Below are 21,948 nucleotides of genomic sequence, written 5' to 3' on the forward strand. Positions count from 1 at the left end.
ATACCAGTATTCGCAACACTGCGACAGCTTACTTGTAACGAATACCCGGAAATTCGCCACCTTCATTTTCCGGAATACCGGTAAACCCTGTACCGCGCATTGCCAGGATTGCGTTTCATTGCCGTCTGTTGTTATATCCACGTTTCCAGGCAGTCACATGAAATAATTTGTCATTACCCAGATGCGCTGGCAACATACCGCCTGAGCGGCGCGCGACCCGTTTTATCCATATAGCGACCCCGTATATTTAAAGCCTTTATTCAGGCCATTTACCGGACACCTGTTTAAAACGGCCTTGGCGGCAAACGAGAGACAACACGGCATGAGACGTACGCTTCCTGCAAGTCCGCTTTCCCTCGCCCTGATCTGCACGCTGGCCGCCCTGGGCACTGCCCATGCCGATGGCCCGTTGCGTGGCAATCCCGTCGACGCCATGCCCCAGATAGAACGGCCGCCCACCGCCACCCAGCCGCCCCCGGTGGTCCAGGCGCAGACCCCGGAACAACTGGCCCTGCAGGCGCGCCTGGCGCAGCGCATCGTGCCGCGCAACTTCGACGTCACTGGCGTGCACGAAATGCCGTTCGAGGAGGTGGCCAACCTGCTCTCGCCGCTGTCCGGCAAGGAGATCAGCCTGGGCGAACTGGTGCAGCAGGTCGACAAGATCACGCAGCTGTACCGCGACCGCGGCTACCCGCTGTCGTTCGCGCTGGTGCAGAACCAGAGCTTCGCCAACGGCCTGGTGGTGGTCACCGTGGTGGAAGGCTATATCGGCACGGTGCGCATCGAAGGCGACATTGGCAACGCCCAGGACAGGCTGGAATCGCTGGCCGAGCCGCTCAAAGAAGAAAAGCCGCTCAAGCAGGCCACGCTGGAACGCGTGCTGAACCTGATGCGCACGGTGCCCGGGGTGAAATTCACGCCGTCGCTGGACCTGCCGCGGCGCGCCGACGGCGCCACCGAACTGGTGCTGGCGGCGTCGCGCCAGCCGGTCAGCCTGACCGGCGGCGTGGCGGACCTGGGCACCGGCATGCAGCCGCTGGTGAACCTGGCCACCAACAGCCTCACGCCGCTGGGAGAACAGGTCAAGCTGACGGCCTCGGTGCCGTTCAACACCGACGACGTCAAATACGTATCGGGCGAAATCCGCGTACCGCTGGGCAACGACGGCCTGGCCGTCAAGATCGACGGCTACCACTACGACGCGCGGCCCAAGGACGACGCCATCGACTACCTGGGCTTCAACCGCCGGGTCAAGAACGACCGCATCGGCATCGGTGTCAGCTATCCGTTCCTGCTCAACAACACCCGCTCGCTGACCGGCACGCTGGGCGTGTACGCCGCCAATTCCAAGGACCGCTACGAGGCCAAGGAATCCGACCGCTGGCTGCAGCAGGACGCGCAGGTACGCGCCGCCAATCTCGAAATGCGCTACATCCAGGTGTCGGAATCGGCGACCTCGGACGTGACGCTGGCGGTCGCCAAGGGCTTCAACACCGCTGGCGCCAAGAAGGAGATCAACACCAACTATGGCTACTCGGCGGTGCCGATCCTGGACCTGGACTTCACCCGCTACAACCTGAATGCCAAGCAGACCTTCGCCCTGCCGGCGCAGTTCGGCCTGACCCTGTCCGGCGCCGCGCAGTATTCAAGCAATATCCTGCCGTCCTCGGAACAGGTGTCGTATGGCAGCTGGCGGTATGCGATGGGTTATCCGCAAGGCGAGCAGAGCGGCGACAAGGGCGTCGGGGTTTCCGCTGAGGTCAATCGCCGTTTCGGCATCGGCTGGCAGTATCTGACCAACGTGCAGCCGTATGCGCTGATCGACTATGCCCGCACCTGGTACAACAATTCCGGCCTGCAGCAATTGAATCAGCGCCACCTGTCATCGGTGGCGCTGGGACTGCGATTTACCGACGACAAGTACTACCTGTTTGATTTCAACGTGGCCAAGCCGATTGGTTCGGCCACCGTCAACGACAACCGCAACGTGCGCTTCAACGCCAATTACTCGTTGTATTACGACGCGTTCTGATCCGCGGCGATATCCCGCGCCATGCCCTCGCGCCTGTTTCGACAGGCGCTTTTTCTTGCCCGTTCCATACACCGCGTTACGTAACGCGGCCCGTAACGTAACGGCTGATACGGGCTCGAACGTAACATTCGCAGGCGGCGCGTCATCGTAAAAATGGGGGATTCCCAATATTGGTACAAACCCTCTGTTTTTCTTTCAAGTCATTGATTTACATGAACTTTATTTTATTAGAAGAGAGACCAAACAGGGCCTGACATCGCGTTCGAAAAATATTGGCACGGTTTATGCATGTAGGGATGTATCGGGCAGTTTCCACGCCTGACACTTCCCCCCACAGGAGCTCGCCATGAATGCCAAGATTGAAACGCAGCGCGTACAACGTATTCTGACCTCCACCGTCATGGCGGCCGCGCTGATGAGCGCGCTGGCCGCATGCGGCGGGGGTGGCGGCGGCCACAAGAGTTCGGCCGCCCTGCCCGGCACGGATATTCCGACCAACCCCGGCGGTCCGAACAATCCCGGTAATCCCAATAATCCGAACAACCCCAACAATCCGAACAATCCGGTCACGACGGGCTTGCTGCAAACCACGTTGGGTAATACCGGCAACGCCGTCGACAACACGCTGCCCCTGAACCTGGGCACCACGCTGGGCGGCGTCGGCAAGGCGCTGGATCCCACCGTCAAGCCGGTGGTCGATACGGTGGTCGGCCTGACCCAGCAAGTGGGCGCCACCACCGGCCTGGGCCAACCCGTGGACGGCACGGTCAAGCAAGTGGGCGGCCTGGTCGAAGGCCTGGGCACCACGGTCAAGGGCACCGGCCTGCCCGGCGGCCTGAGCAGCGGCGTCGGCGGCCTGGTGGAAGGCCTGGGCAAGACGGTGGCCAGCACCGGCGGCCTGTTGAACGCCGATCCCAAGAACCCGCAGCCGCTGACCACGATCCTGGGCAACGCCACCAACGCGGTGGGCGCCTTGACCGGCGGCCTGTCCGGCCAGGGCGGCCTGCTGAACCCCGTCACCCAGCTGGTCGGCGGCGTGACTGGCGGCGTGCTGGGCGGACCGTCCAAGCCTTTGCTCGAACCGGCCCTGGGCAACGTCGGCAAGACCGTCGACAACGTATTGCCGCTGGGCCTGCAGCCGACCCTCGGCGGCATCGGCGCGGCGCTCGATCCGACGGCCAGCCCGCTGGCCGGCACGGTGGTCGGCCTGACGCAGCAGGTGGGCGCCACCACCAAGCTGGGCGCGCCGGTCGCCGGCCTGCTCAACACGCTGGGCGGCACCGTCAGCAACCTGGGCGGCCAACTGCCTGGCGGCAACGTGGCCGGCCTGAACGGCGTGCTGCAGGGCCTGGGCGGCGCGGTCAGCAGCGCTGGCGGCCTGTTGAATGCCACGCCGGGCAACACCAACCCGCTCGGCAACACCCTGGCCAATGCCACCGGCGCGGTGGCGTCCCTGACCAGCGGCCTGGGCCTGGGCGGCGCGGTGGGCGGCAACAACGGCGGCCTGCTCAGCCCCATCACCGGCATCCTGGGCGGCGTGACCGGCGGCGCCACGGGCGGCAACGGCGGCCTGCTGGCCCCGGTGACCGGCCTGCTTGGCGGCGTGACCGGTAACCTCGGCGGCGCCACGGGCGGCGCGGCCAACGGCGGTCTGCTGGGTGGCCTGCTCGGCGGCGTGACCGGCGCCACCGGTGGCGGCACGGCCGGCGGCACCACGGGTAACAACGGGGGGCTGCTGGGCGGCCTGCTCGGCGGCCTGACGGGCGGCGTCACGGCCAGCGCCGGTGCCAGCACCGGAGCGGGCGCGGGAGCCAGCGCGGGCGCCGGCGCCGGCACGTCGGGCACGGCCAGCAACGGCGGCCTGCTCGGTGGCCTGCTGGGCGGCGTGACGGCCGGCGTCAGCGGCGGCACCAGCGCCAACGGCTCGACCAACGGCGGCCTGCTCGGCGGCCTGCTGGGCGGCCTGTCGGCCAAGAAGTAATCAACCGGATCCGTGAGGGAGCGACGCCATGCTGCAACAAGAAACCATCGTCCACCACGAGCATGTGACCGTGATGCCTGAATCTCGCAATAATGATCTGCGGCCCGGAATGCTTGACGACATCGCCCTGATGCTGGGCCGGCAGTTCGCCGTGTACAACGCGGCGTGCCAGTCGGCCCTGGCGGAGAAACTGGGTATCCCCCTGGCGGATCTGAAAGCGCTGGAACTGGTGATGGAGTTCGATGCCCTCCCCACCGGCCAGCTGGCCCAGCTGATGGGCATCAGCTCCGGCGGCGCCACCGCCCTGATCAACCGGCTGGAAGCGGCCGGATATGTGCAACGGGGCCGCCACCCGCTGGACCGCCGCATGATCGTGATCCGGCCGGTCGAGGAGCAATGCCAGCAACTGGCCCAGGAACGCCAGTGGGTGGCCGAGGCGGTGGTGTTGATGGCCCGGCGCTACGACGCTGGCGAGCTGGAGGTGGTGCATGCCTTCCTGGCGCAATGCGTGCGCGCCCTGAGGCACGACACGCTGGTCTGGCTGGAAACCCGCAACGCCCACGACTGAGCGCCCGCGCGACAGGCACGCCGCGCCCCGATCCGCGAGGATCCGGGCGCGGTTTTCATTGGGGCGCGCCGAATTGCAGCCGCGGCACCGCGTCGAGCAGCCGGCGCGTCATGTCCTGGCGCGGCGCGTGCAACACCGCATCGGCCTCGCCCAACTCGACGATGCGGCCGCCGTCCATCACCGCGATGCGGTCGGCCAGGTACTCGACCACGCCGAAGTTGTGCGTGATGAACAGGTAGGCGATGCCGAGCTCGTCCTGCAGCTCGCGCAGCAGATCCAGGATCTGCGCCTGCACCGATACGTCCAGCGCCGAGGTCGGCTCGTCGCAGATCAGCACCTTGGGCTCGACCGCCAACGCGCGCGCAATGGCGATGCGCTGGCGCTGGCCGCCCGAAAACTCGTGCGGATAGCGCGCCAGCGTGTTGGCCGGCAGGCCGACGCGCTCGACCAGCCGCGCGGCGCGGTCGCGGCGCTCCTGCGCGCCCATGCCGCGGCGCAGCGATTCCAGGCCCTCGTCGAGAATGTCGCCGACCCGCATGCGCGGATCGAGCGAGGCGTAGGGATCCTGGAACACGATCTGGATGTCCTGGCGCAAGCGCTGCAGCCGGGCCCGATCGGCGGTCAGCAGATCCTGCCCCTGCAGCATCGCGCGCCCCGAAATGCGGGCGCCGTCGATCAGGCGTAGCAGCGCCTTGCCGGTGGTGGTCTTGCCGCAACCGGACTCGCCCAACAGCGCCAGGGTTTCGCCGGCGCGCAGGCTGAAGGTCACGCCGTCGACGGCCTTGACCCACGAGGCCACCCGCCGCAGGGGGCCCTTGCGCACGGGGTAGTGCACCTTCAGGTCCTGCACGTCCAGCACCACGCCGGGCTCGCGCGGCCGGCGCCTGGCGCCTTCCGCTCCCTGGGCGGCGCGGCCGCCCTCGCTGAGCGGCGCGCCGCGCTTCTCGAAGGTGGGAATGGCGTCGAACAACTGGCGCGCGTAAGGGTGCTTGGGCGCGCGGAAGAATTCCTCGGCGCTGGCGCTTTCGACGATCTCGCCGCCGCGCATCAGGGCCACGTGGTGGGCGACGTTGCGCACCACCGCCAGGTCATGGGTGATGAGCAGCACCGCCATGCCGATCTCGCGCTGGATGTCGGCCAGCAGGTCCAGCACCTGTGCCTGCACGGTGACGTCGAGCGCGGTGGTGGGCTCGTCGGCGATCAGCAGCAAGGGCTCCGCCGCCAGCGCAATGGCGATCATGACGCGCTGCTTCTGCCCGCCGGAGAACTGGAATGGGTAATCGTCCACGCGCCGCTCGGGCTCGGGGATGCCGACCCGCCGCAGCCAGTCGATGGCGCGCGCCCGCGCCGCGGCGCCGCGCAGCGGCGTGTGCGCCACCAGCGTCTCGATGATCTGGTCGCCGACCCGCATGACCGGGTTCAGGCTGGTGGACGGTTCCTGGAAGATGATGCCGATGCGGCCGCCGCGCACGCCGCGCATGGCGCTCTCGGGCAGGCGGTTGAGGTCTTCGCCATCCAGGTCGATCTGGCCGCCGACGATGCGCCCGGCATCCGGCAGCAGGCGCAGCAGCGCCAGCGCGGTCATGCTCTTGCCGCAGCCGGACTCGCCCACCAGGGCGAAGGTCTCGCGCTGCGAAATCGCCAGTTGCAGGCGCTTGACCGCGTGCGTGATGCCGCTGTCGCCGGCAATGTCCACGTCCAGGCCCTGCACGGCCAGCAAGGGCGAGTCCTGGCGGAGGTCCTGGCTCATGGCGTGTCTCCCGGCTTGGCCGCGCGGGCATCGGCCGCCAGCGCGGCGCCCGGACGGCGGCCGAACCAGCCCGTGCCGGGCACGCGGCCCGGCTTGTAGCGGCGGGTGCGCGGGTCGAAGGCGTCGCGCACCGCATCGGCGAACAGGTTGGCGGCCAGCACCAGCGCCAGCATGAAGAGAAACGCGGTCATCAGGTTCCACCAGATCATGGGGTCGCGCGACATTTCGAGGCGGGCGCCATCGATCATCGAGCCGAACGAATTCATGCTGGGATCGACGCCGATGCCCAGGTACGACAGCACCGCCTCGTACAGCACCAGCCCGGAGAATTCCAGCACCACGGTGATCAGCACCAGGTGGGCGACGTTGGGCAGCAGGTGGCGCGTCATGATGCGCCAGTGCGATACGCCGAAGGCGCGCGCGGCCTGCACGTATTCCAGCTCGCGCAGCTTGAGGGTCTCGGCGCGCAGCAGGCGGCACAGGCCGGCCCAGCCGGTGAAGCCGAGGATCATGCACAACAGGAACAGGCGCAGGTCGGCGCGCGCCGCCGAGGTGTCGAACAGGTCGGCGTGGTTGTCGATATAGACCTGCATCATCAGGGCGCAGGCGGCCACCAGCAGCACGCCCGGGATCGAGGTGATGGTGGTGTAGAGATACTGGATGGCGTCGTCCACCCTGCCCTTGAAATAGCCGGCCGCGATGCCGAAGATGATGGCCGGCGGCAGCATGGCGAGCGTGGTCAGGCTGCCGATGACGAGCGCGGTGCGGATGCTCTTGAGCGCCTGCCACAGCACGTCGTTGCCGATGCGGTCGGTGCCCAGGGCGTGGTAGCCGCTGGACAGCCCGGCCAGCGCCCCCGCCACCAGGCACAGCAGGGTGAAGGTGATGGCCATGGCGCGCCACGGCACCTCGGCGCGCCCGCCCAGAAGAGCCTCTACCGCGGCCGATGCGCCGCCGCGCCGCGCCAGGCAGGCGAACAGCAGGCCGGCGCCGACCAACGACACGGCCAGCCCCGCCGCGAGCCCCAGGCCGAGGCGGTAAGAGACGTCGCCCAGGTGGTCACGATCAGGATCGGCCAGGTGCGTGCCAGCCGCCCGCAGCCGCGGGAAGTCGCGCACCGGCTTGTCGTCGACCAGCAGGGTCTCCTTGGTGAACTGGCGCACCGCCAGCGGGCTGGAATAGGTCTTCTCGGGCTGGGTCAGCACGCTGCCGCCCAGCAGGCCGTCCAGCGCCGACTTGACCGCCGGCGCGTAGACCGGGGCGGCGTCGGCCGCCGCGCCCGGCGCGGGCGGCAACTGCGGCCGGTAGTGGACGGAATCGAGCAGGCCGACCAGCGCGAACGCCGCCAGCACCACGGCCGAGCACATCGCCGGCGTGTCGCGCGCCACCCGCGCCCAGGTCGCGCGCAGGTTCGGGCTGCGCCGCACGTGCCAGGCATAGGCCAGCGCGCCCAGCACCATGAGCCACAGCGCGATGTCGGTCCAGAGGAATACGAACTTGGGCATGGCGGCTACTCGAAACGGACGCGGGGGTCAGCCAGCGTGTAGGAAATGTCGGCCAGGATCAGCCCCACGATGTACAGCGACGCGCCCAGGAACACCATGGCGCGCACGATGGAGAAATCCTGCGCGTTGATGGCGTCGATGGTGTAGCTGCCCAGGCCCGGGATGCCGAAGAACGACTCGGCGATCAGGCTGCCCATGAACAGCAGCGGCAAGGCCGCGACGGTGCTGGTCAGGATCGGCAGCATGGCATTGCGCAGCACGTGGCGCAGCAGCACCACGCGCTCGGCCAGCCCCTTGGCGCGGGCGGTGCGCACGTAGTCCTTGCCGATTTCCTCCAGGAACAGGGTGCGGTAGAAGCGCGCCTCGGGGCCCAGCCGCGAGACGATCGCCACCAGCACCGGCAGGGCCAGGAACTTGACCATGTCCAGCCCGCCCTCGAAGCCGGAGAACGGCACCAGCCGCAGCAGCTTGGCGAACATCCACTGGCCGGCGATGATGTAGAACAGGCTGGAGATCGACAGCAATATCACGCACAGCACCACGCCCCAGAAATCCAGCCGGGTGGCGCGGAAATACACCAGCGTCAATGAAAACACGATGCTGGCGAACAACCCCAGGAAGAAGGTCGGCACCGCCAGCGCCAGGCTCGGGCCCATGCGGGTCTGGATCTCGCGGCCGATGTCGCGGCCGCCGTCGGACGCGCCGAAGTCCATCGCCAGGAGCGGCACCGAGCGCTGGTAGAACACGGTGTCGGTCAGTTGCGCCGTGCCCTTGGCCTGGCCGTTGTAGAACAGCGGTTTGTCGTAGCCGTGCTCGACCTTCCATTTCTCGACCGCGTCCTGGCTGATGCGCTGCCCGCCGATGGCCAGGCGCGCCATGTCGTCGGGCGTGTTGACGGCGAAAAACAGGATGAAGGTGAAGAGGTTCACGCCGATCAGAATCAGCACGCCGTACAGCAGCCGGCGGATGACGTAGCCGATCATGATTGATGCTCCTTGCGGGAAGCCTGGGCGAAGGCGGTCTGCCGCTCGCGCCGCTTGAGCGCCACGTACGACGGCCAGATCGCCAGCGCGATCAGCAGCGCGAACAGGCCCACCGGCCACCAGATGGGGGAATTCCACTCGTCGATCTTGCGTTCGCGCAGGACCGGGTCGATCTTCATGTACTGCAGCGTGTTGCGCACCATCTGGGTCGGCTTGGCGTTGCCGACCCACTGCTGATAGGCGCCGCCGGACATCGGGAAGTAGCCGAACATCCACGGCGCGTCGCGCTGCACGATGGCGACCATGCGCTGGATCAGGGCTTCCTTTTCGGGGCCGTCGTCCAGGAATTTCATCTGCTCGAACAGCTTGTCGTATTCGGGGCTGTCGTAGTTGGCGGCGTTCTCGCCGCCGCCCTTGGCCTTGGCGTTGGGGCCGTACAGCAGGAACAGGAAGTTCTCGGCGTCGGGGTAGTCGGCGTTCCAGCCCCACAGGAAGATCTGCGCCGACCCGCGCCGCATCTTGTCCTGGAAGCGGTTGTAGTCGGTCGAGCGCACGTCCATCTGCACGCCGAGCTTGGCCATCTGCCGCCGCATCCAGTCGAACTGCGGGTTGGAACCGCCGCCCGTCATGGAGTCGTAGTACAGCACCAGCGGCGCGCCGGTCACGGCGTTGCGGCCGTCGGGGTAGCCGGCCTCGGCCAGCAGCTTGCGCGCCACCTCGATCGGCTTGCGCACCGGCTTGCCATCGACCAGGTCGTAGACCACCGGGTTCACGCCCTCGGGCGGTTCGCGGTAGCCCAGCACGCCGGGCGGCACCGGGCCGTAGGCCACCGAGGCCTGGCTGTTCTCGAACACCGCCACGTATTCTTCCCAGTCGAAGGCGATGCTGATGGCCTGGCGCAGCTTGCGGTTCTTCTCGGCCTGCTCGGGCGTGTCGCCCTTGCCCACCACCGGATCGAGCCAGTTGAAGCCCATGTACCAGTTGGCGGTCTCGACCGTGGTGGGCAGGCGGATGCCGTGCTCGGCGTACTTGCGCGCCTTGTCCTGGCTGTCGCCGGCGGCCACCAGCATGGCCACGCCGTACTCGCCGCGCTCGATCTGCGGCACGTCGTAATAGCCCTGCATGAACTTGCCGGTCAGCGGAATGGCTTCCTTCTCGACGCTGAAGACGGCGCGGTCGATGAAGGGTGTGGGCTTGCCGCAATCGTCCAGCAGGCCGGCCGCGCGGTCGCCCGGCTCGCCTTCGCAGGGATAGGGCTCGCCGTGGAAGTTGGGATTGCGCGCCAGCACGTGGCGGCGGTTCTGCAGCGACTCGGCCAGCATGTAGGGGCCGGTGCCGACCGGCCAGGTGTTGAGCGACAGGTCGTGCTCGGCCATGCCGGGCTGGTTGTAGAAGCGGTCGGCCTCCCAGGGCACGGGCGCGGTGAAGGTCATGGCCAGCCAGTACTTGAACTGCGGGTACTTGCCGTTGACGCGGATGCGCAGCGTGTGCGGGTCGAGCGCCTGCACGCCGGTGAAGCCGTCGGCCTCGCGCAGGTCCAGCCACGAGGCGCCCGCCCCGCCCGGCAGATCGCGGCGCAGCGCCTTGTCGCGCTCGCGCAGGCGGTCGCCATATTCCTTGAGGCCGCTGACGTATTCGGCCATCAGCGAATAGATGGGCGACACCACGCGCGGGCTGGCCAGGCGGCGGAAGGCGTAGACGTAATCGTCGGCGGTGAGTTCGCGGGTGCCGGTGCGCGGGAAATCGGAGATGGCGTACTTGTCGGCCAGGTCCTCCGGCGCGATCGGGAAGTAGTCGTAGCTGCCATCGGTCTTGCGGGCGAAGGCCGGGTGCGGCGCGAAACGCATGCCGGGCTTGATCTTGATGTCGTAGACGCTTTCGGCGATCTGCTCGCCCGGCGCGTCGGCCGGCAGCACCTTGCCCTGCGCATCCAGGTAGACCGGCGGGTCGATCGAGGCCGCGGCGCGCGGGATCAGTTCGTAGGGCCGCTTGAGGTAGTGGTAGCCATACAGCGTCTCATAGATGTTGTAGGTATAAGGCGTTTCATCGCCGGAATAAGAACTGGCCGGATCCAGGTACTTGGGGGAGCGCTTGACGAAGGCGGAATAAAGCGTGTTCTGGCTTTCGGCGCCCGCCGGATAGGGGCTGTTGATGGGACTGCCCTCCCGGGAGCAGCCCGCCAACGCCAGCAACAGCATCATGGCCGCCGCCCAGAGCCGCATCAAAGCACGCATGGAAACCTTTCCTTCTATTCAGTGCGACAGAGAATAGCAAAGGTGCATCCGCCCCAGTACCCTGGCATCCCCCTAGGGAACTTGCCGGGGCGGATCCCCGCGCACAGCAGGACGGATTACCCTCGCCGGCCCGCGGCGATCAGCCGCACTGGCGCTGGCGCCAGCAGTCGTAGCGCCACTTCCAGGGCTGCATCGGGTCCTTGCCGGCCCACAGGCCGCGGCCGGCGGCCTTGGCCTGGCGCTGCAGGTCGGGCATGGCCTTGTCGTGCAGGTAATCGCCCTGGCGCGCGGTGTAGGCCCAGGCGTAGCCAGCCTCGACCTGCAGCCGGTTGGCCGAGCGGCCGTCTTCCAGGATCAGCGCGCAGACGTCGCGGCCATACTGGTCCTTTTCGTAGCACTGGGCGGTCAGGGTCTTGCCGGCCACCAGGCTGGCCAGGTGCTGGCGCGCGGCCTCGGCGTAGGGCTGCCCGGGCTGGTCGGCGCCATGGCCTTCTTCGGGCGCGTCGATGCTGTCCATGCGGATGCGGCGCTGGCCGTCGGGCGCGCGCAGCGTCACGGTGTCGCCGTCCGCCACGTTGACGATCATGCCGGTCAGGGTATAGCTGCCGGCGGGGACGCCGCCGGCCAGGGCCGCGCCGGCCTTGCCGGGCGACGCCGGCGCGCCCGCACCGGGACGTTCGGCGGGGCGTTCGCCCCCCTGCCGGGAAGGCTGCAGCCAGTTGACGATGGCGCCCGCCGCCGCCAGGATCAGGGCGACGATGAGGGCGGTCAGCTTGCTGCCGCCGCGAAAGGGGGAATTGCCGCGCACGGGCCGGGCTCCTGAGGGGAAAACGCAGGCAGTTTGCCACAGCCGCGCCGGCGCCGCGCGGCAAAGTGCGTCGCCGTCGTCACACTGCCGGCGGGCGTTGCGCTACAGCCAGCCCGACTTGCGGAAACGCCAGTACAGGAACGAACAGACCGACGCGATCACGCCCAGCGTGACCGGATAGCCGAACGGCGATTCCAGCTCGGGCATGAACTTGAAGTTCATGCCATAGATGCCGGCAATGGCCGTGGGCACCGCCAGGATGGCGGCCCAGGAGGCCAGCTTGCGGGTGGTGTCGTTCTGCGCCGCCTGGCCGATCATCAGGCTGGCTTCGAACGCGAAGGCCAGCGACTCGCGCAGCGCATTGAACAGTTCGTCGACCCGCAGCACGCGGTCGGCCACCTCGCCGAAATACGGCCGGGCGTGCTCATCGACCGCCGACATCTCGACCCGCGCCAGGCGGCGGCAGATCTCGGCCAGCGGCGACACCACGGTGTGGATGCGCAGGAGGTCGCGGCGCTGGCGGTACAGCCTGCGGATGTCGGCGTCCTTGGCGCCGCGGATCAGCAGCTTCTGCTCGGCGCCCTCGACCACCGATTCGATCTTGCCGGCCGCCACCACGTAGCGGTCCACCAGCCAGTCCAGCAGTTCGGAGGCGACGTAGTCGCTGCCGCGCTTGAGCAGGTCGGGCGAGGACTCCAGCCGTTCGCGCAAGGGGCTGTGGCCGGCGGTGGCGCCGCGCCGCACCGTGACCAGAAAGCCCTCGCCGATCAGGAACTGGGTCTCGCCGAAGATGGGCCGCTCGGCCTCGACCTCGACGGTGATGACGACGATCAGCACCATGTTGCCGTAGTCGATGATCTTGGGCCGGCGGTGCGACTCCAGCATCTCTTCCTGGTTCTTGTCGCAGGCGCCCAGCTGGTTGACGACGTCGGCCAGCCGTTCGGGGCTGGGATTGCGCAGGCCGATCCACACCATGCCGTGCTTGGGATCGACGTGCTTGCCCACCTCCTCGATGGGCACCTCGTGGTCGCGCCGGCCGTTCACATAGGCGATGGAGGCCACGACTTCGCCCTGGGGCGGCGCGGCGACGGCGGCGGTTGCTTCGGTAGACATAGACATCCTTTGGCGATGCGAGCCCTGCGGGTGCAGCGTATATCCAGCGTATCGGCCGATGATAGCCCACCGGCGCCGCCGCGCGGCGGCGTGCGCGCGGGGTCCGAGCCCCGGCGAACGCGCCCTACGCGAACAGGTTGCGCACGCGCTTGGCCACGTCCACGCTCGGCGCCTGCGGCGCCTTGGCCTCGCGCGCCGGCAGGTCCGGCAGCTTGGGCAGGTGGTCGAACAGCGGCAGCATGGCGTTGGTGATGTAGCGGGTGCGCGAGCCGTAGACGTGGCGGTCGCCCATGCCGGTCTGCTGGTGCACGTAGAAGCGCTGCGGCACGATCAGTTGCAGGCGTTCCTTGGCGCGCGTCATGGCCACGTACAGCAGACGCCTTTCTTCCTCGATCTCTTCGGCGGTGCCGGTGCTCATGTCGGACGGGATACAGCCGTCGACCACGTTCAGCACATAGACCGCCTTCCATTCCTGGCCCTTGGCCGAGTGGATGGTGGACAGGATCATGTAGTCCTCGTCGCGCGAGGGCGCGCCGGATTCGTCGCTGGTGGCGTCGGGCGGGTCCAGCGTCAGTTCGGTCAGGAAGCGCTCGCGCGACGGGTAGCCGGCGGCAATGCGCACCAGTTGGTCCAGGTCGGTCTTGCGCACGCGCGCATCGTCGTACAGCCGTTCGAGCTGGCCGGCGTACCAGCGCAGCGCCAGGTCGACGTCGGCCGGCCAGCGCAGCTTGGGGTCGGCCAGGGCCGCGTAGGTGTCGGCGAACGCGCCCCACTCCGCCTGCGCCGCCGCGCCCGGCTTGAACTCGCGCAGCGCGCGCAGCGGCTCGGCCGATTGCGCCATGGCGTCCATCAGCTTGCCGGCGGTGGCCGGGCCGATGCCGGGCAGCAGTTGCGCCACGCGGAACCCCGCCATGCGCCCGCGCGGGTTCTCGGCCCAGCGCAGCAGCGACAGCAGGTCCTTGACGTGCGCCGCCTCCAGAAAGCGCAGGCCGCCGAACTTGACGAAAGGAATGTTGCGCCGGGTCAGTTCCAGTTCCAGCGCGGCGCTGTGGCTGGAGGTGCGGAACAGCGCCGCCTGCGACTTGAGCGTGGCGCCGCCCTCGCGCTGCGCCAGCACCTGGTCGGCCACCCAGCGGGCCTGGCCGGCCTCGTCGCTGACGGTGACCAGCTCGGGCAGCTGCGACGATGGCCGGTCGCTCCAGAGATCCTTGGCATAGCGCTCGGCCGCCAGGCCGATGACGGCGTTGGAGGCGTTCAGGATGGGCTGGGTCGAGCGGTAGTTGCGGTCCAGCGTGATGACCCGCGCCGGCCGCGGGAACTGCGCCGGAAAGTCGAGGATGTTGCGCACCGTGGCGGCGCGGAACGAATAGATCGACTGGGCGTCGTCGCCCACCACGGTCAGGCCGCGGCCGTCGGGCTTCATGGCCAGCAGGATGGCGGCCTGCAGCCGGTTGGTGTCCTGGTATTCGTCCACCAGCACATGGTCGAAGCGCGCGCCGACGTCGGCGGCGATGGCCGCGTCGCCCATCATCTCGGCCCAGTACAGCAGCAGGTCGTCGTAGTCGAGCACCTGCTGGTCCTGCTTGGCGGCGACGTAGGCGCGGAACAGGTTCTTGAGTTCGTCCTCCCATTGCGCGCACCACGGGAAGGTGGCGTGCAGCACGTCGGCCACCGGCGTCTGGCTGTTGACCACGCGCGAGTAGATCGCCAGGCAGGTGCCCTTGAGCGGAAAGCGCGACTTGGTGGACGACAGGCCCAGTTCGTGCCGCACCATGCCCATCAGGTCCTCGGCGTCGCCGCGGTCGTGAATGGTGAAGGCTTCGGACAGGCCGATGCGCTGGGCGCAGTCGCGCAGCAGGCGCGCGCCGATGGCGTGGAAGGTGCCGGCCCACGGCAGCGACGGCGCCTGCTGGGTGCCGCGCAGGTTCATGACCCGCTGCAGCACGCTGCCGACGCGGCGCTCCATTTCCTGGGCGGCGCGGCGCGAGAAGGTCAGCAGCAGCATGCGCTGCGGATCGGCGCCGTTCAGGATCAGGTGGGCAACGCGGTGCGCCAGGGTGTTGGTCTTGCCCGAGCCGGCGCCGGCGATCACCAGCAGCGGGCCCTCGTCGCCCGCGCCGCCGACGCCGAATTCGGCGGCCTCGCGCTGGGCGGGGTTGAGGTCGGCCAGGGGATCGGGACGGCTGGACGGGTGGGCGGAATTCTGGTCGGACATGGGGCGTGGAATGGTCGGCGGCGGGCGCGGTCGGCGCGGCCCGATACCTGGGGATATATCCAGGTATCATAACCGCATCGCCCCCCGCTCCCGATACGCCTGTTTTCGCCATGCGCCTGCTTGCCGGCACCGCTTCCTGGACCGATCCCACGCTGCTGGCGTGCGGCCGCTTCTACCCGCGCGAGGCGCACGACGCCCAATCCCGGCTGCGCTTCTACGCCACCCGCTTCGGGCTGGCCGAGGTCGATTCCAGCTACTACGCCCTGCCCAGCGCCGACAACGCCTACCTGTGGGCGCAGCGCACGCCCGACGATTTCGTCTTCAATATCAAGGCCTACCGCCTCTTCACCGGCCACCAGACGCCGCTGGCCTCGCTGCCCGCCGACATCCGCCGCGAGCTGGCCGACTGGCCCGAACCCGTCATCTACCACCACGCCATGCCCGACGACCTGCGCGACGAGCTCTGGCGCCGCTACACGCTGGCGCTGGAACCCCTGCGCATGGCCGGCAAGCTGGGCGCGGTGCACTTCCAGTTCCCGCCCTGGATACGGCGCGACGCGCGCGGCCACGCCCTGGTGGCCGAATGCGCGCGGCGCCTGCCGGAACACCTGCTGTCGGTCGAGTTCCGCCATCGCGGCTGGTTCGAATCAGCCGCCGCCACGGACGCCACGCTGGCGTTCGAACGGGAACTGGGCGTGGTCCACACGGTGGTGGACGCGCCTCAGGGCTTCGACAACAGCGTGCCGCCGGTGTGGGCCTGCACCCACCCCGACCTGACGCTGCTGCGCCTGCACGGGCGCAACGCGGCCACCTGGAACGCCAACGGCGCCGCCTCGTCCGGGCGTTTCCAGTATGAATACTCCGAGGCCGAGCTGGCCGAACTGGCGCGCCGCTTCCAGGAGCTGGCCCGCCAGAGCGGGCAGGCGCACGCGGTGTTCAACACCAACTTCGAGGACCAGGGCATGCGCAACGCCGCGGCCTTCGCGGCGGCGCTGGGCGGTGGACAGGACCGCCCGGGTTGAGGCGTTCGGGCCGGGGGATCGCGGCGCTCGGACCGGGGGATCGCGGCGCTCGGGCCGGGGGATCGCGGCGCTCAGGCGGCAGGCGCCGGCATCCCGCCAGCGGCCGTCAAGGCCCGTGCCGCGCGGCCAGCCTTGACCGCCCGCGTCAGGCCGGCTGCGCGGCGACCGCCGGCGCGGCCGGCGTCGTGCGCGCCACCTCGGCCAGGCTTTCCAGCAGCACCTCGAACTTGCGCGCGATGTCGTGCTCAGGCACACAGGCATAACCCAGCAGCAGGCCGGGCCGGCGGCCTTCGGCGCCGACGTAGTAGCGCGACAGCGGGCGCGTCAGTACGCCCTTGCGGCGGGCCACTTCGACCACCCGCAGGTCGTCCATATGCGGCGGCAAAGTCAGCACCAGGTGCAGGCCGGCCAGGCTGGCGTCGCGATGCAGCCACTCGGGCCCCAGGCGCCGTTCGATCAGGTTGACCAGCATGGCGCGGCGCCGGCCATACAGCATGCGCATGCGGCGGATGTGGGCGGCGTAGTGGCCCTCGGCGATAAAGGTGGCCAGCGCCGCGTGCGTCATCAGGTGGCCTTCGCGGTAGAGCTCGGCGTGGGCCGCCTGGAACGCCGCGGTCAGCGGCTTGGGCAGCACCAGGTAGCCGACCCGCAGGCCCGGATACAGCGTCTTGCTGAAGGTGCCCATGTAGATCACGGGCGCGTCCGGCTCCAGGCCCAGCAGCGAGGCAATGGGCCGGCCCGAGAAACGGAATTCGCTGTCGTAGTCGTCCTCGATGATCCAGCTGCCATGCTGGCGCGCCACCGCCAGCAGCTGGCGGCGCCGCGCCAGCGACATCACCGGCCCCAGCGGATACTGGTGCGACGGCGTCACGAAGATGAAGCGCGGCGGCGCCACGGCGGGCGCGGCATCCGGATCCGGCAGCCGCATGCCTTCCTCGTCGACCGGCAGGTGCACCGTGCGCAATCCATTGGCCTGCAGCACCGTGCGCGCCCCCCAGTAGCCCGGGTCCTCGACCCAGGCGGTCTCGCCCGCTTCGCCCAGGATGCGGGTGGCCAGGTCAATGGCCTGGTGCGAGCCTTCGGTGATGAGGATCTGGTCGGGGTCGCAGTCGATCGAGCGCGTCAGCGCCAGGTGCTGGGCCAGCGCCTCGCGCAGCGCCGGCAGGCCGCCGCCATAGGCATAGGTCAGCAGATCGGGGGTGGGGTTGCGCCAGAGCGCGGAAAAGATGCGGCCGAACTTCTTGTGCGGGAATTCGGTCAGGTCGGGCACCCCCGGCATGAAGGCGCCCCATTGGTAGGGCGAGGCCGACACGCCGTCGACAATGGCCGCGCCCCGGGCCGACAGCGCCGGACGCTGCTGCGGCGGCGGCGCGCGGCGCGACTGGCGCCCGCTGGCCAGGTAGGAGTCGGGCTGCGAGGCATTGACGAAGGTGCCATTGCCCTGCAGGCTGCGGGTATAGCCTTCGGCCAGCAACTGGCCGTAGACGTGCACCACGGTGTTGCGCGCGATGCCGAGTTCGGCCGCCAGGTCGCGCGAGGCCGGCAGGCGCGAGTCGGCGGCAATCGAACCATCCAGGATGGCCTCGCGGATACCATGGTACAGCCGCTTGTTCATCGGCCCGCCCGCGGCATCGGCCAGGCGCAGCTGCAGCAAGTCTCCAACGATGGACCGCAATTGGTTCTACCTGATTTATAAAAGTGGTTCCCACCAATGGGGCCATAGTAGCATTAAAGTAAGGGTTTACCGCCCACTTGCCATCCGAGGCTGAGATGAAGAATCAGGATTTGAATACCCGCCGTTCCCTGGCCACGCCGCGCGGCGTCGGCGTCATGTGCGACTTCTATGCCGTGCGCGCCGAGAACGCCACGCTGTGGGACGCCAACGGCAAGGAATACATCGACTTCGCGGGCGGCATCGCGGTGCTGAACACCGGCCACCTGCACCCCAAGATCAAGGCCGCCGTCAGCGCCCAGCTCGACAACTTCACCCACACGGCCTACCAGATCGTGCCGTACGAAGGCTACGTCTCGCTGGCCGAGCGCATCAACCGCCTGGCCCCGATCGACGGACTGAAGAAGTCCGCCTTCTTCACCACCGGCGTCGAAGCCGTTGAAAACGCCATCAAGATCGCACGCTCGGCCACCGGCCGTTCGGGCGTCATCGCCTTCTCGGGCTCGTTCCACGGCCGCACCATGCTGGGCATGGCGCTGACCGGCAAGGTCGCCCCCTACAAGCTGTCGTTCGGCCCGATGCCGGGCGACATCTACCACGTGCCGTTCCCCAACGGCACGCAGTCCATCACCGTGGCCGACTCGCTCAAGGCGCTGGACCTGCTGTTCAAGGTCGACATCGATCCCAAGCGCGTCGCCGCGATCATCATCGAACCGGTGCAGGGCGAAGGCGGCTTCAACATCACCCCGCCCGAACTGATGGTGGCCCTGCGCAAGCTCTGCGACGAACACGGCATCCTGCTGATCGCCGACGAAGTGCAGACCGGCTTCGGCCGCACCGGCAAGCTGTTCGCCATGGAGCACCACTCGGTGCAGGCCGACCTGATCACCATGGCCAAGAGCCTGGGCGGCGGCTTCCCGATCTCGGGCGTGGTCGGCCGCGCCGACGTCATGGACGGCCCGGCCGCGGGCGGCCTGGGCGGCACTTATGCCGGCAACCCGCTGGCGGTGGCCGCGGCCCACGCCGTGCTGGACGTGATCGCCGAGGAAAAGCTGTGCGAACGCGCGGTGCAACTGGGCGACAAGCTGCGCGCCCACCTCGAGGGCCTGCGCGCCAAGGTGCCGGGCATCGCCGACGTGCGCGGCCTGGGTTCGATGGTGGCGCTGGAACTGAACGACGCCAACGGCAAGCCCGACGCCGAGGCGGTCAAGAAGGTGCAGGCCCGCGCCATCGAGCAAGGCCTGATCTTGCTAAGCTGCGGTGTGTACGGCAACGTCCTGCGCTTCCTGTACCCCTTGACCATCCCCGACGCCCAGTTCGATCGCGCGCTGGCCATCCTGTCCGAGGCCCTGGCCGCCTGAGGCCGCGAAACCCGATCATCCGGTTTTTCGGCTGGCAGGCATGACGATTGCGGGCGTGGCGAGCATTCCCGGCGGATTCCGCCCGGGGATGCGCGCCGCGCCCGCGTCCGCTTTGCCGGCCGTGTTCCCTTTGAGGAGACTATTGCAATGACTTCTTTGACCCATCCCCTGTCGCGCCCCGAACTGCTGCGCGACGCCTGCTACATCGACGGCAAGTGGGTATCCGCTGGCAACGGCCCGTCGATCCCCGTGGACAACCCCTCCACCGGCAAGACCATCGTGTCGGTGCCCAAGCTGGGCCGCAAGGAGACCGAGCAGGCCATCGCCAGCGCCCAGGCCGCCCTGCCCGCCTGGAGCGCCAAGACCGGCAAGGAACGCGCCGCGATCCTGCTGAAATGGGCCCAGCTGATGATGCAGAACCAGCAGGACCTGGCCGCCATCATGACCTCGGAACAGGGCAAGCCCGTGACCGAGGCCGCCGGTGAAATCGCCTACGCCGCCTCGTTCCTGGAGTGGTTCGCCGAGGAAGCCAAGCGCATCGACGGCGACGTGCTGCAAAGCCCCAAGGCCGGCCAGCGCCTGCTGGCGCTCAAGCAGCCGATCGGCGTCACCGCCGCCATCACGCCGTGGAACTTCCCCGCCGCCATGATCACCCGCAAGGTCGGCCCGGCCCTGGCCGCCGGCTGCACCATGGTGGTCAAGCCGGCCCAGCAGACGCCGCTGACCGCGCTGGCGCTGGCGGTGCTGGCCGAGGAAGCCGGCGTGCCGGCCGGTGTGTTCCACGTCATCACCGGCAGCTCGCGCGACATCGGCGCGGCGCTGTGCGAAAGCGAGGTGGTGCGCAAGCTGAGCTTCACCGGCTCGACCGAAGTCGGCCGCACGCTGATGGAGCAATGCGCCCCCACCATCAAGAAGCTGTCGCTGGAACTGGGCGGCAACGCGCCCTTCATCGTGTTCGACGACGCCGACCTGGACCGCGCGGTCGACGGCATCCTGGCCTCGAAGTACCGCAACGCCGGCCAGACCTGCGTCTGCGCCAACCGCATCTACGTGCAGGCCGGCGTGTACGAGGAAGTCGCCAAGCGCCTGGTGGCCAAGGTCAACGCCATGAAGGTCGGCGACGGCTTCGAGGACGGCGTGACGCAAGGCCCGCTGATCGACGCCAACGCCATCGAGAAGGTGCAGGAGCACATTGCCGACGCCACCGCGCACGGCGCCAAGGTCATCGCCGGCGGCAAGCCGCACGCGCTCGGCGGCACGTTCTTCGAGCCGACCGTGGTGCGCGACGTGACCCAGTCGATGCGCTTCGCGACCGAGGAAACCTTCGGCCCGGTGGCGCCGCTGTTCCGCTTCGAGTCCGAGGAAGAAGTCATCGGCATGGCCAACGACACCATCTTCGGCCTGGCCGCCTACTTCTTCACCCGCGACTACGCCCGCATCTGGCGCGTGTCGGAGGCGCTGGAATACGGCATCGTCGGCATCAACACCGGCCTGATCTCCAACGAAGTCGGCCCCTTCGGCGGCGTCAAGCAGTCCGGCCTGGGCCGCGAAGGCTCGAAGTACGGCATCGAGGAATACCTCGAGATCAAGTACCTCTGCGTCGACCTGGGCGCCTGAGCGCGTCCCGCCTCCCCCGGGCGCCCGCCCGGGGGAAGATAAACGGGGCTCCGGTCCCGTTTATCCCCAGGAATTGTGGACAACCTGGCAGATAACTCCTGCACAGGTGCAAAATCCCCTTTAAGTTCATGCGGTTATAAATCGCGATCAAATGCCGCCCAGGCGTGATAGATTTGCGCGTTCCCTGGACGAGCGACCATGAGCAGAACCTTTACCCGTGACGACACCCGCAAGCTGGCCGGCATCCTGGCCGAAGCCGCGCAGGCGGAGGTCATGCCGCGCTTTCGCAACCTGCCCGAAGGCAGCGTGCGCGACAAGAGCTCGCCGCGTGACCTGGTGACCGACGCCGACGAGGCCGCCGAGCGCCTGATCGCCGCGCGCCTGGCCAAGCTGCATCCGGGCGCGGTGCTGATCGGCGAGGAAGCCTCGACCCGCAACCCCGCCCTGCTGAACATGCTGGTGGACGCCGAGCTGGCGTTCCTGATCGACCCGATCGACGGCACCCGCAACTACGTCGCCGGCCTGCCGCTGTTCGGCATGATGATCGCGGCCTGCCATCGCGGCGACGTGATCGCTGGCGTGATCTACGACCCGGTCAACCGCGACAGCGCGCTGGCGGTGCGTGGCGAAGGCGCCTGGATGGAGTACGAGAACGGCAAGCAGGCGCCGCTGGCCGTGGCCTCCCCCGCGCCGCCCGAGGACATGGACGGCCTGATTTCCACCGGCGCCCTGCCCGAGCCGCTGCGCACCACGGTCAACGGCAACCTGTCGCGCCTGGGCAGCACCGCCAGCCTGCGCTGCGCCGCCCACGAATACCGCATGCTGGCGGCCGGCCACAGCCACGTCGCGCTGTACAACCAGTTGACCGCCTGGGACCACGCGGCCGGCTGGCTGCTGCACCGCGAAGCCGGCGGCTACGCGGCGCGCTTCGATGGCTCGCCCTACAAGCCCACCCACCGCAGCGGCGGCCTGCTGTACGCCCCCGATGCCGGCAGCTGGCACGCGGCGCGCAAGGCCCTGCTGGGCGACGCCATTGCCGACGCCGAAGGTTGAAATACCGGGACCAGATGACCACACAGGGGTCGAA

The 21,948-nt window shown here is 68.6% G+C and carries 15 protein-coding genes; 7 read left to right on the top strand and 8 right to left on the bottom strand.

The window, feature by feature from the left end:
* The first annotated feature begins 322 nt into the window (after window positions 1-322).
* The 3 genes from ABFG95_RS05165 (at window position 323) to ABFG95_RS05175 (ending at window position 4,581) form a co-directional block, all read left to right on the top strand.
* Window positions 323-2,032 (top strand): POTRA domain-containing protein, encoded by a 1,710-nt coding sequence (locus ABFG95_RS05165; RefSeq protein ID WP_049072996.1) that lies wholly within the window; start codon window positions 323-325, stop codon window positions 2,030-2,032.
* A 346-nt stretch (window positions 2,033-2,378) separates the two neighbouring features.
* On the top strand, window positions 2,379-4,013 hold the full coding sequence (locus tag ABFG95_RS05170; RefSeq protein WP_278989797.1) for a collagen-like triple helix repeat-containing protein: 1,635 nt from the start codon (window positions 2,379-2,381) through the stop codon (window positions 4,011-4,013).
* Between the two features lie 28 nt (window positions 4,014-4,041).
* Entirely contained in the window at window positions 4,042-4,581 is a 540-nt protein-coding gene (locus tag ABFG95_RS05175; protein ID WP_053085997.1) for a MarR family transcriptional regulator, read from the top strand.
* A gap of 55 nt (window positions 4,582-4,636) precedes the next feature.
* Here ABFG95_RS05175 and ABFG95_RS05180 read toward each other — a convergent pair whose 3' ends face one another.
* The 7 genes from ABFG95_RS05180 to ABFG95_RS05210 form a co-directional block, all read right to left on the bottom strand.
* Window positions 4,637-6,331, bottom strand: coding sequence for a dipeptide ABC transporter ATP-binding protein (locus ABFG95_RS05180; RefSeq protein ID WP_278989795.1), 1,695 nt, complete (start codon window positions 6,329-6,331; stop codon window positions 4,637-4,639).
* Window positions 6,328-7,836, bottom strand: a complete 1,509-nt coding sequence (locus ABFG95_RS05185; protein ID WP_278989793.1) for an ABC transporter permease — start codon at window positions 7,834-7,836, stop codon at window positions 6,328-6,330. The genes ABFG95_RS05180 and ABFG95_RS05185 overlap by 4 nt, the downstream gene beginning before the upstream one ends.
* A 5-nt stretch (window positions 7,837-7,841) precedes the next feature.
* The gene (locus ABFG95_RS05190; protein WP_049072992.1) at window positions 7,842-8,819 is read right to left on the bottom strand and encodes an ABC transporter permease; all 978 of its coding nucleotides are present in this window, start codon (window positions 8,817-8,819) and stop codon (window positions 7,842-7,844) included.
* Window positions 8,816-11,053 (bottom strand): ABC transporter substrate-binding protein, encoded by a 2,238-nt coding sequence (locus ABFG95_RS05195; protein ID WP_336725231.1) that lies wholly within the window; start codon window positions 11,051-11,053, stop codon window positions 8,816-8,818. The genes ABFG95_RS05190 and ABFG95_RS05195 overlap by 4 nt, the downstream gene beginning before the upstream one ends.
* A gap of 139 nt (window positions 11,054-11,192) precedes the next feature.
* Window positions 11,193-11,861 carry a thermonuclease family protein gene (locus ABFG95_RS05200; protein ID WP_049072990.1) on the bottom strand — a complete coding sequence of 223 codons (669 nt, stop codon included), beginning with the start codon at window positions 11,859-11,861 and terminating at the stop codon, window positions 11,193-11,195.
* Window positions 11,862-11,963: 102 nt separating this feature from the next.
* Window positions 11,964-12,974, bottom strand: a complete 1,011-nt coding sequence (locus tag ABFG95_RS05205; protein WP_054417291.1) for a magnesium and cobalt transport protein CorA — start codon at window positions 12,972-12,974, stop codon at window positions 11,964-11,966.
* A gap of 124 nt (window positions 12,975-13,098) precedes the next feature.
* Complete coding sequence (locus ABFG95_RS05210) at window positions 13,099-15,189, bottom strand: ATP-dependent helicase (protein WP_348995531.1); 2,091 nt, start codon at window positions 15,187-15,189, stop codon at window positions 13,099-13,101.
* 110 nt (window positions 15,190-15,299) lie between these two features.
* On the opposite strand from ABFG95_RS05210, the gene ABFG95_RS05215 reads away from it, so the two are divergent.
* Window positions 15,300-16,211, top strand: a complete 912-nt coding sequence (locus ABFG95_RS05215) for a DUF72 domain-containing protein (protein WP_348995532.1) — start codon at window positions 15,300-15,302, stop codon at window positions 16,209-16,211.
* A gap of 145 nt (window positions 16,212-16,356) precedes the next feature.
* Here ABFG95_RS05215 and ABFG95_RS05220 read toward each other — a convergent pair whose 3' ends face one another.
* On the bottom strand, window positions 16,357-17,826 hold the full coding sequence (locus tag ABFG95_RS05220; protein ID WP_049077654.1) for a PLP-dependent aminotransferase family protein: 1,470 nt from the start codon (window positions 17,824-17,826) through the stop codon (window positions 16,357-16,359).
* A 155-nt stretch (window positions 17,827-17,981) separates the two neighbouring features.
* Here ABFG95_RS05220 and gabT point away from each other — a divergent pair, with 155 nt between their 5' ends.
* From gabT to ABFG95_RS05235, 3 genes are all read left to right on the top strand, one after another.
* Complete coding sequence (gabT, locus tag ABFG95_RS05225; RefSeq protein ID WP_348995534.1) at window positions 17,982-19,244, top strand: 4-aminobutyrate--2-oxoglutarate transaminase; 1,263 nt, start codon at window positions 17,982-17,984, stop codon at window positions 19,242-19,244.
* 147 nt (window positions 19,245-19,391) lie between these two features.
* On the top strand, window positions 19,392-20,861 hold the full coding sequence (locus tag ABFG95_RS05230; RefSeq protein ID WP_049072985.1) for an NAD-dependent succinate-semialdehyde dehydrogenase: 1,470 nt from the start codon (window positions 19,392-19,394) through the stop codon (window positions 20,859-20,861).
* A 198-nt stretch (window positions 20,862-21,059) separates the two neighbouring features.
* A complete protein-coding gene (locus tag ABFG95_RS05235; RefSeq protein ID WP_049072984.1) occupies window positions 21,060-21,914 on the top strand; it encodes an inositol monophosphatase family protein in 855 nt (284 codons plus the stop codon).
* Window positions 21,915-21,948 lie beyond the last annotated feature (34 nt).

Origin of the sequence: Achromobacter sp. HNDS-1, assembly GCF_040084795.1 — a bacterium.
Taxonomy (GTDB): Bacteria; Pseudomonadota; Gammaproteobacteria; order Burkholderiales; family Burkholderiaceae_B; genus Achromobacter; species Achromobacter ruhlandii.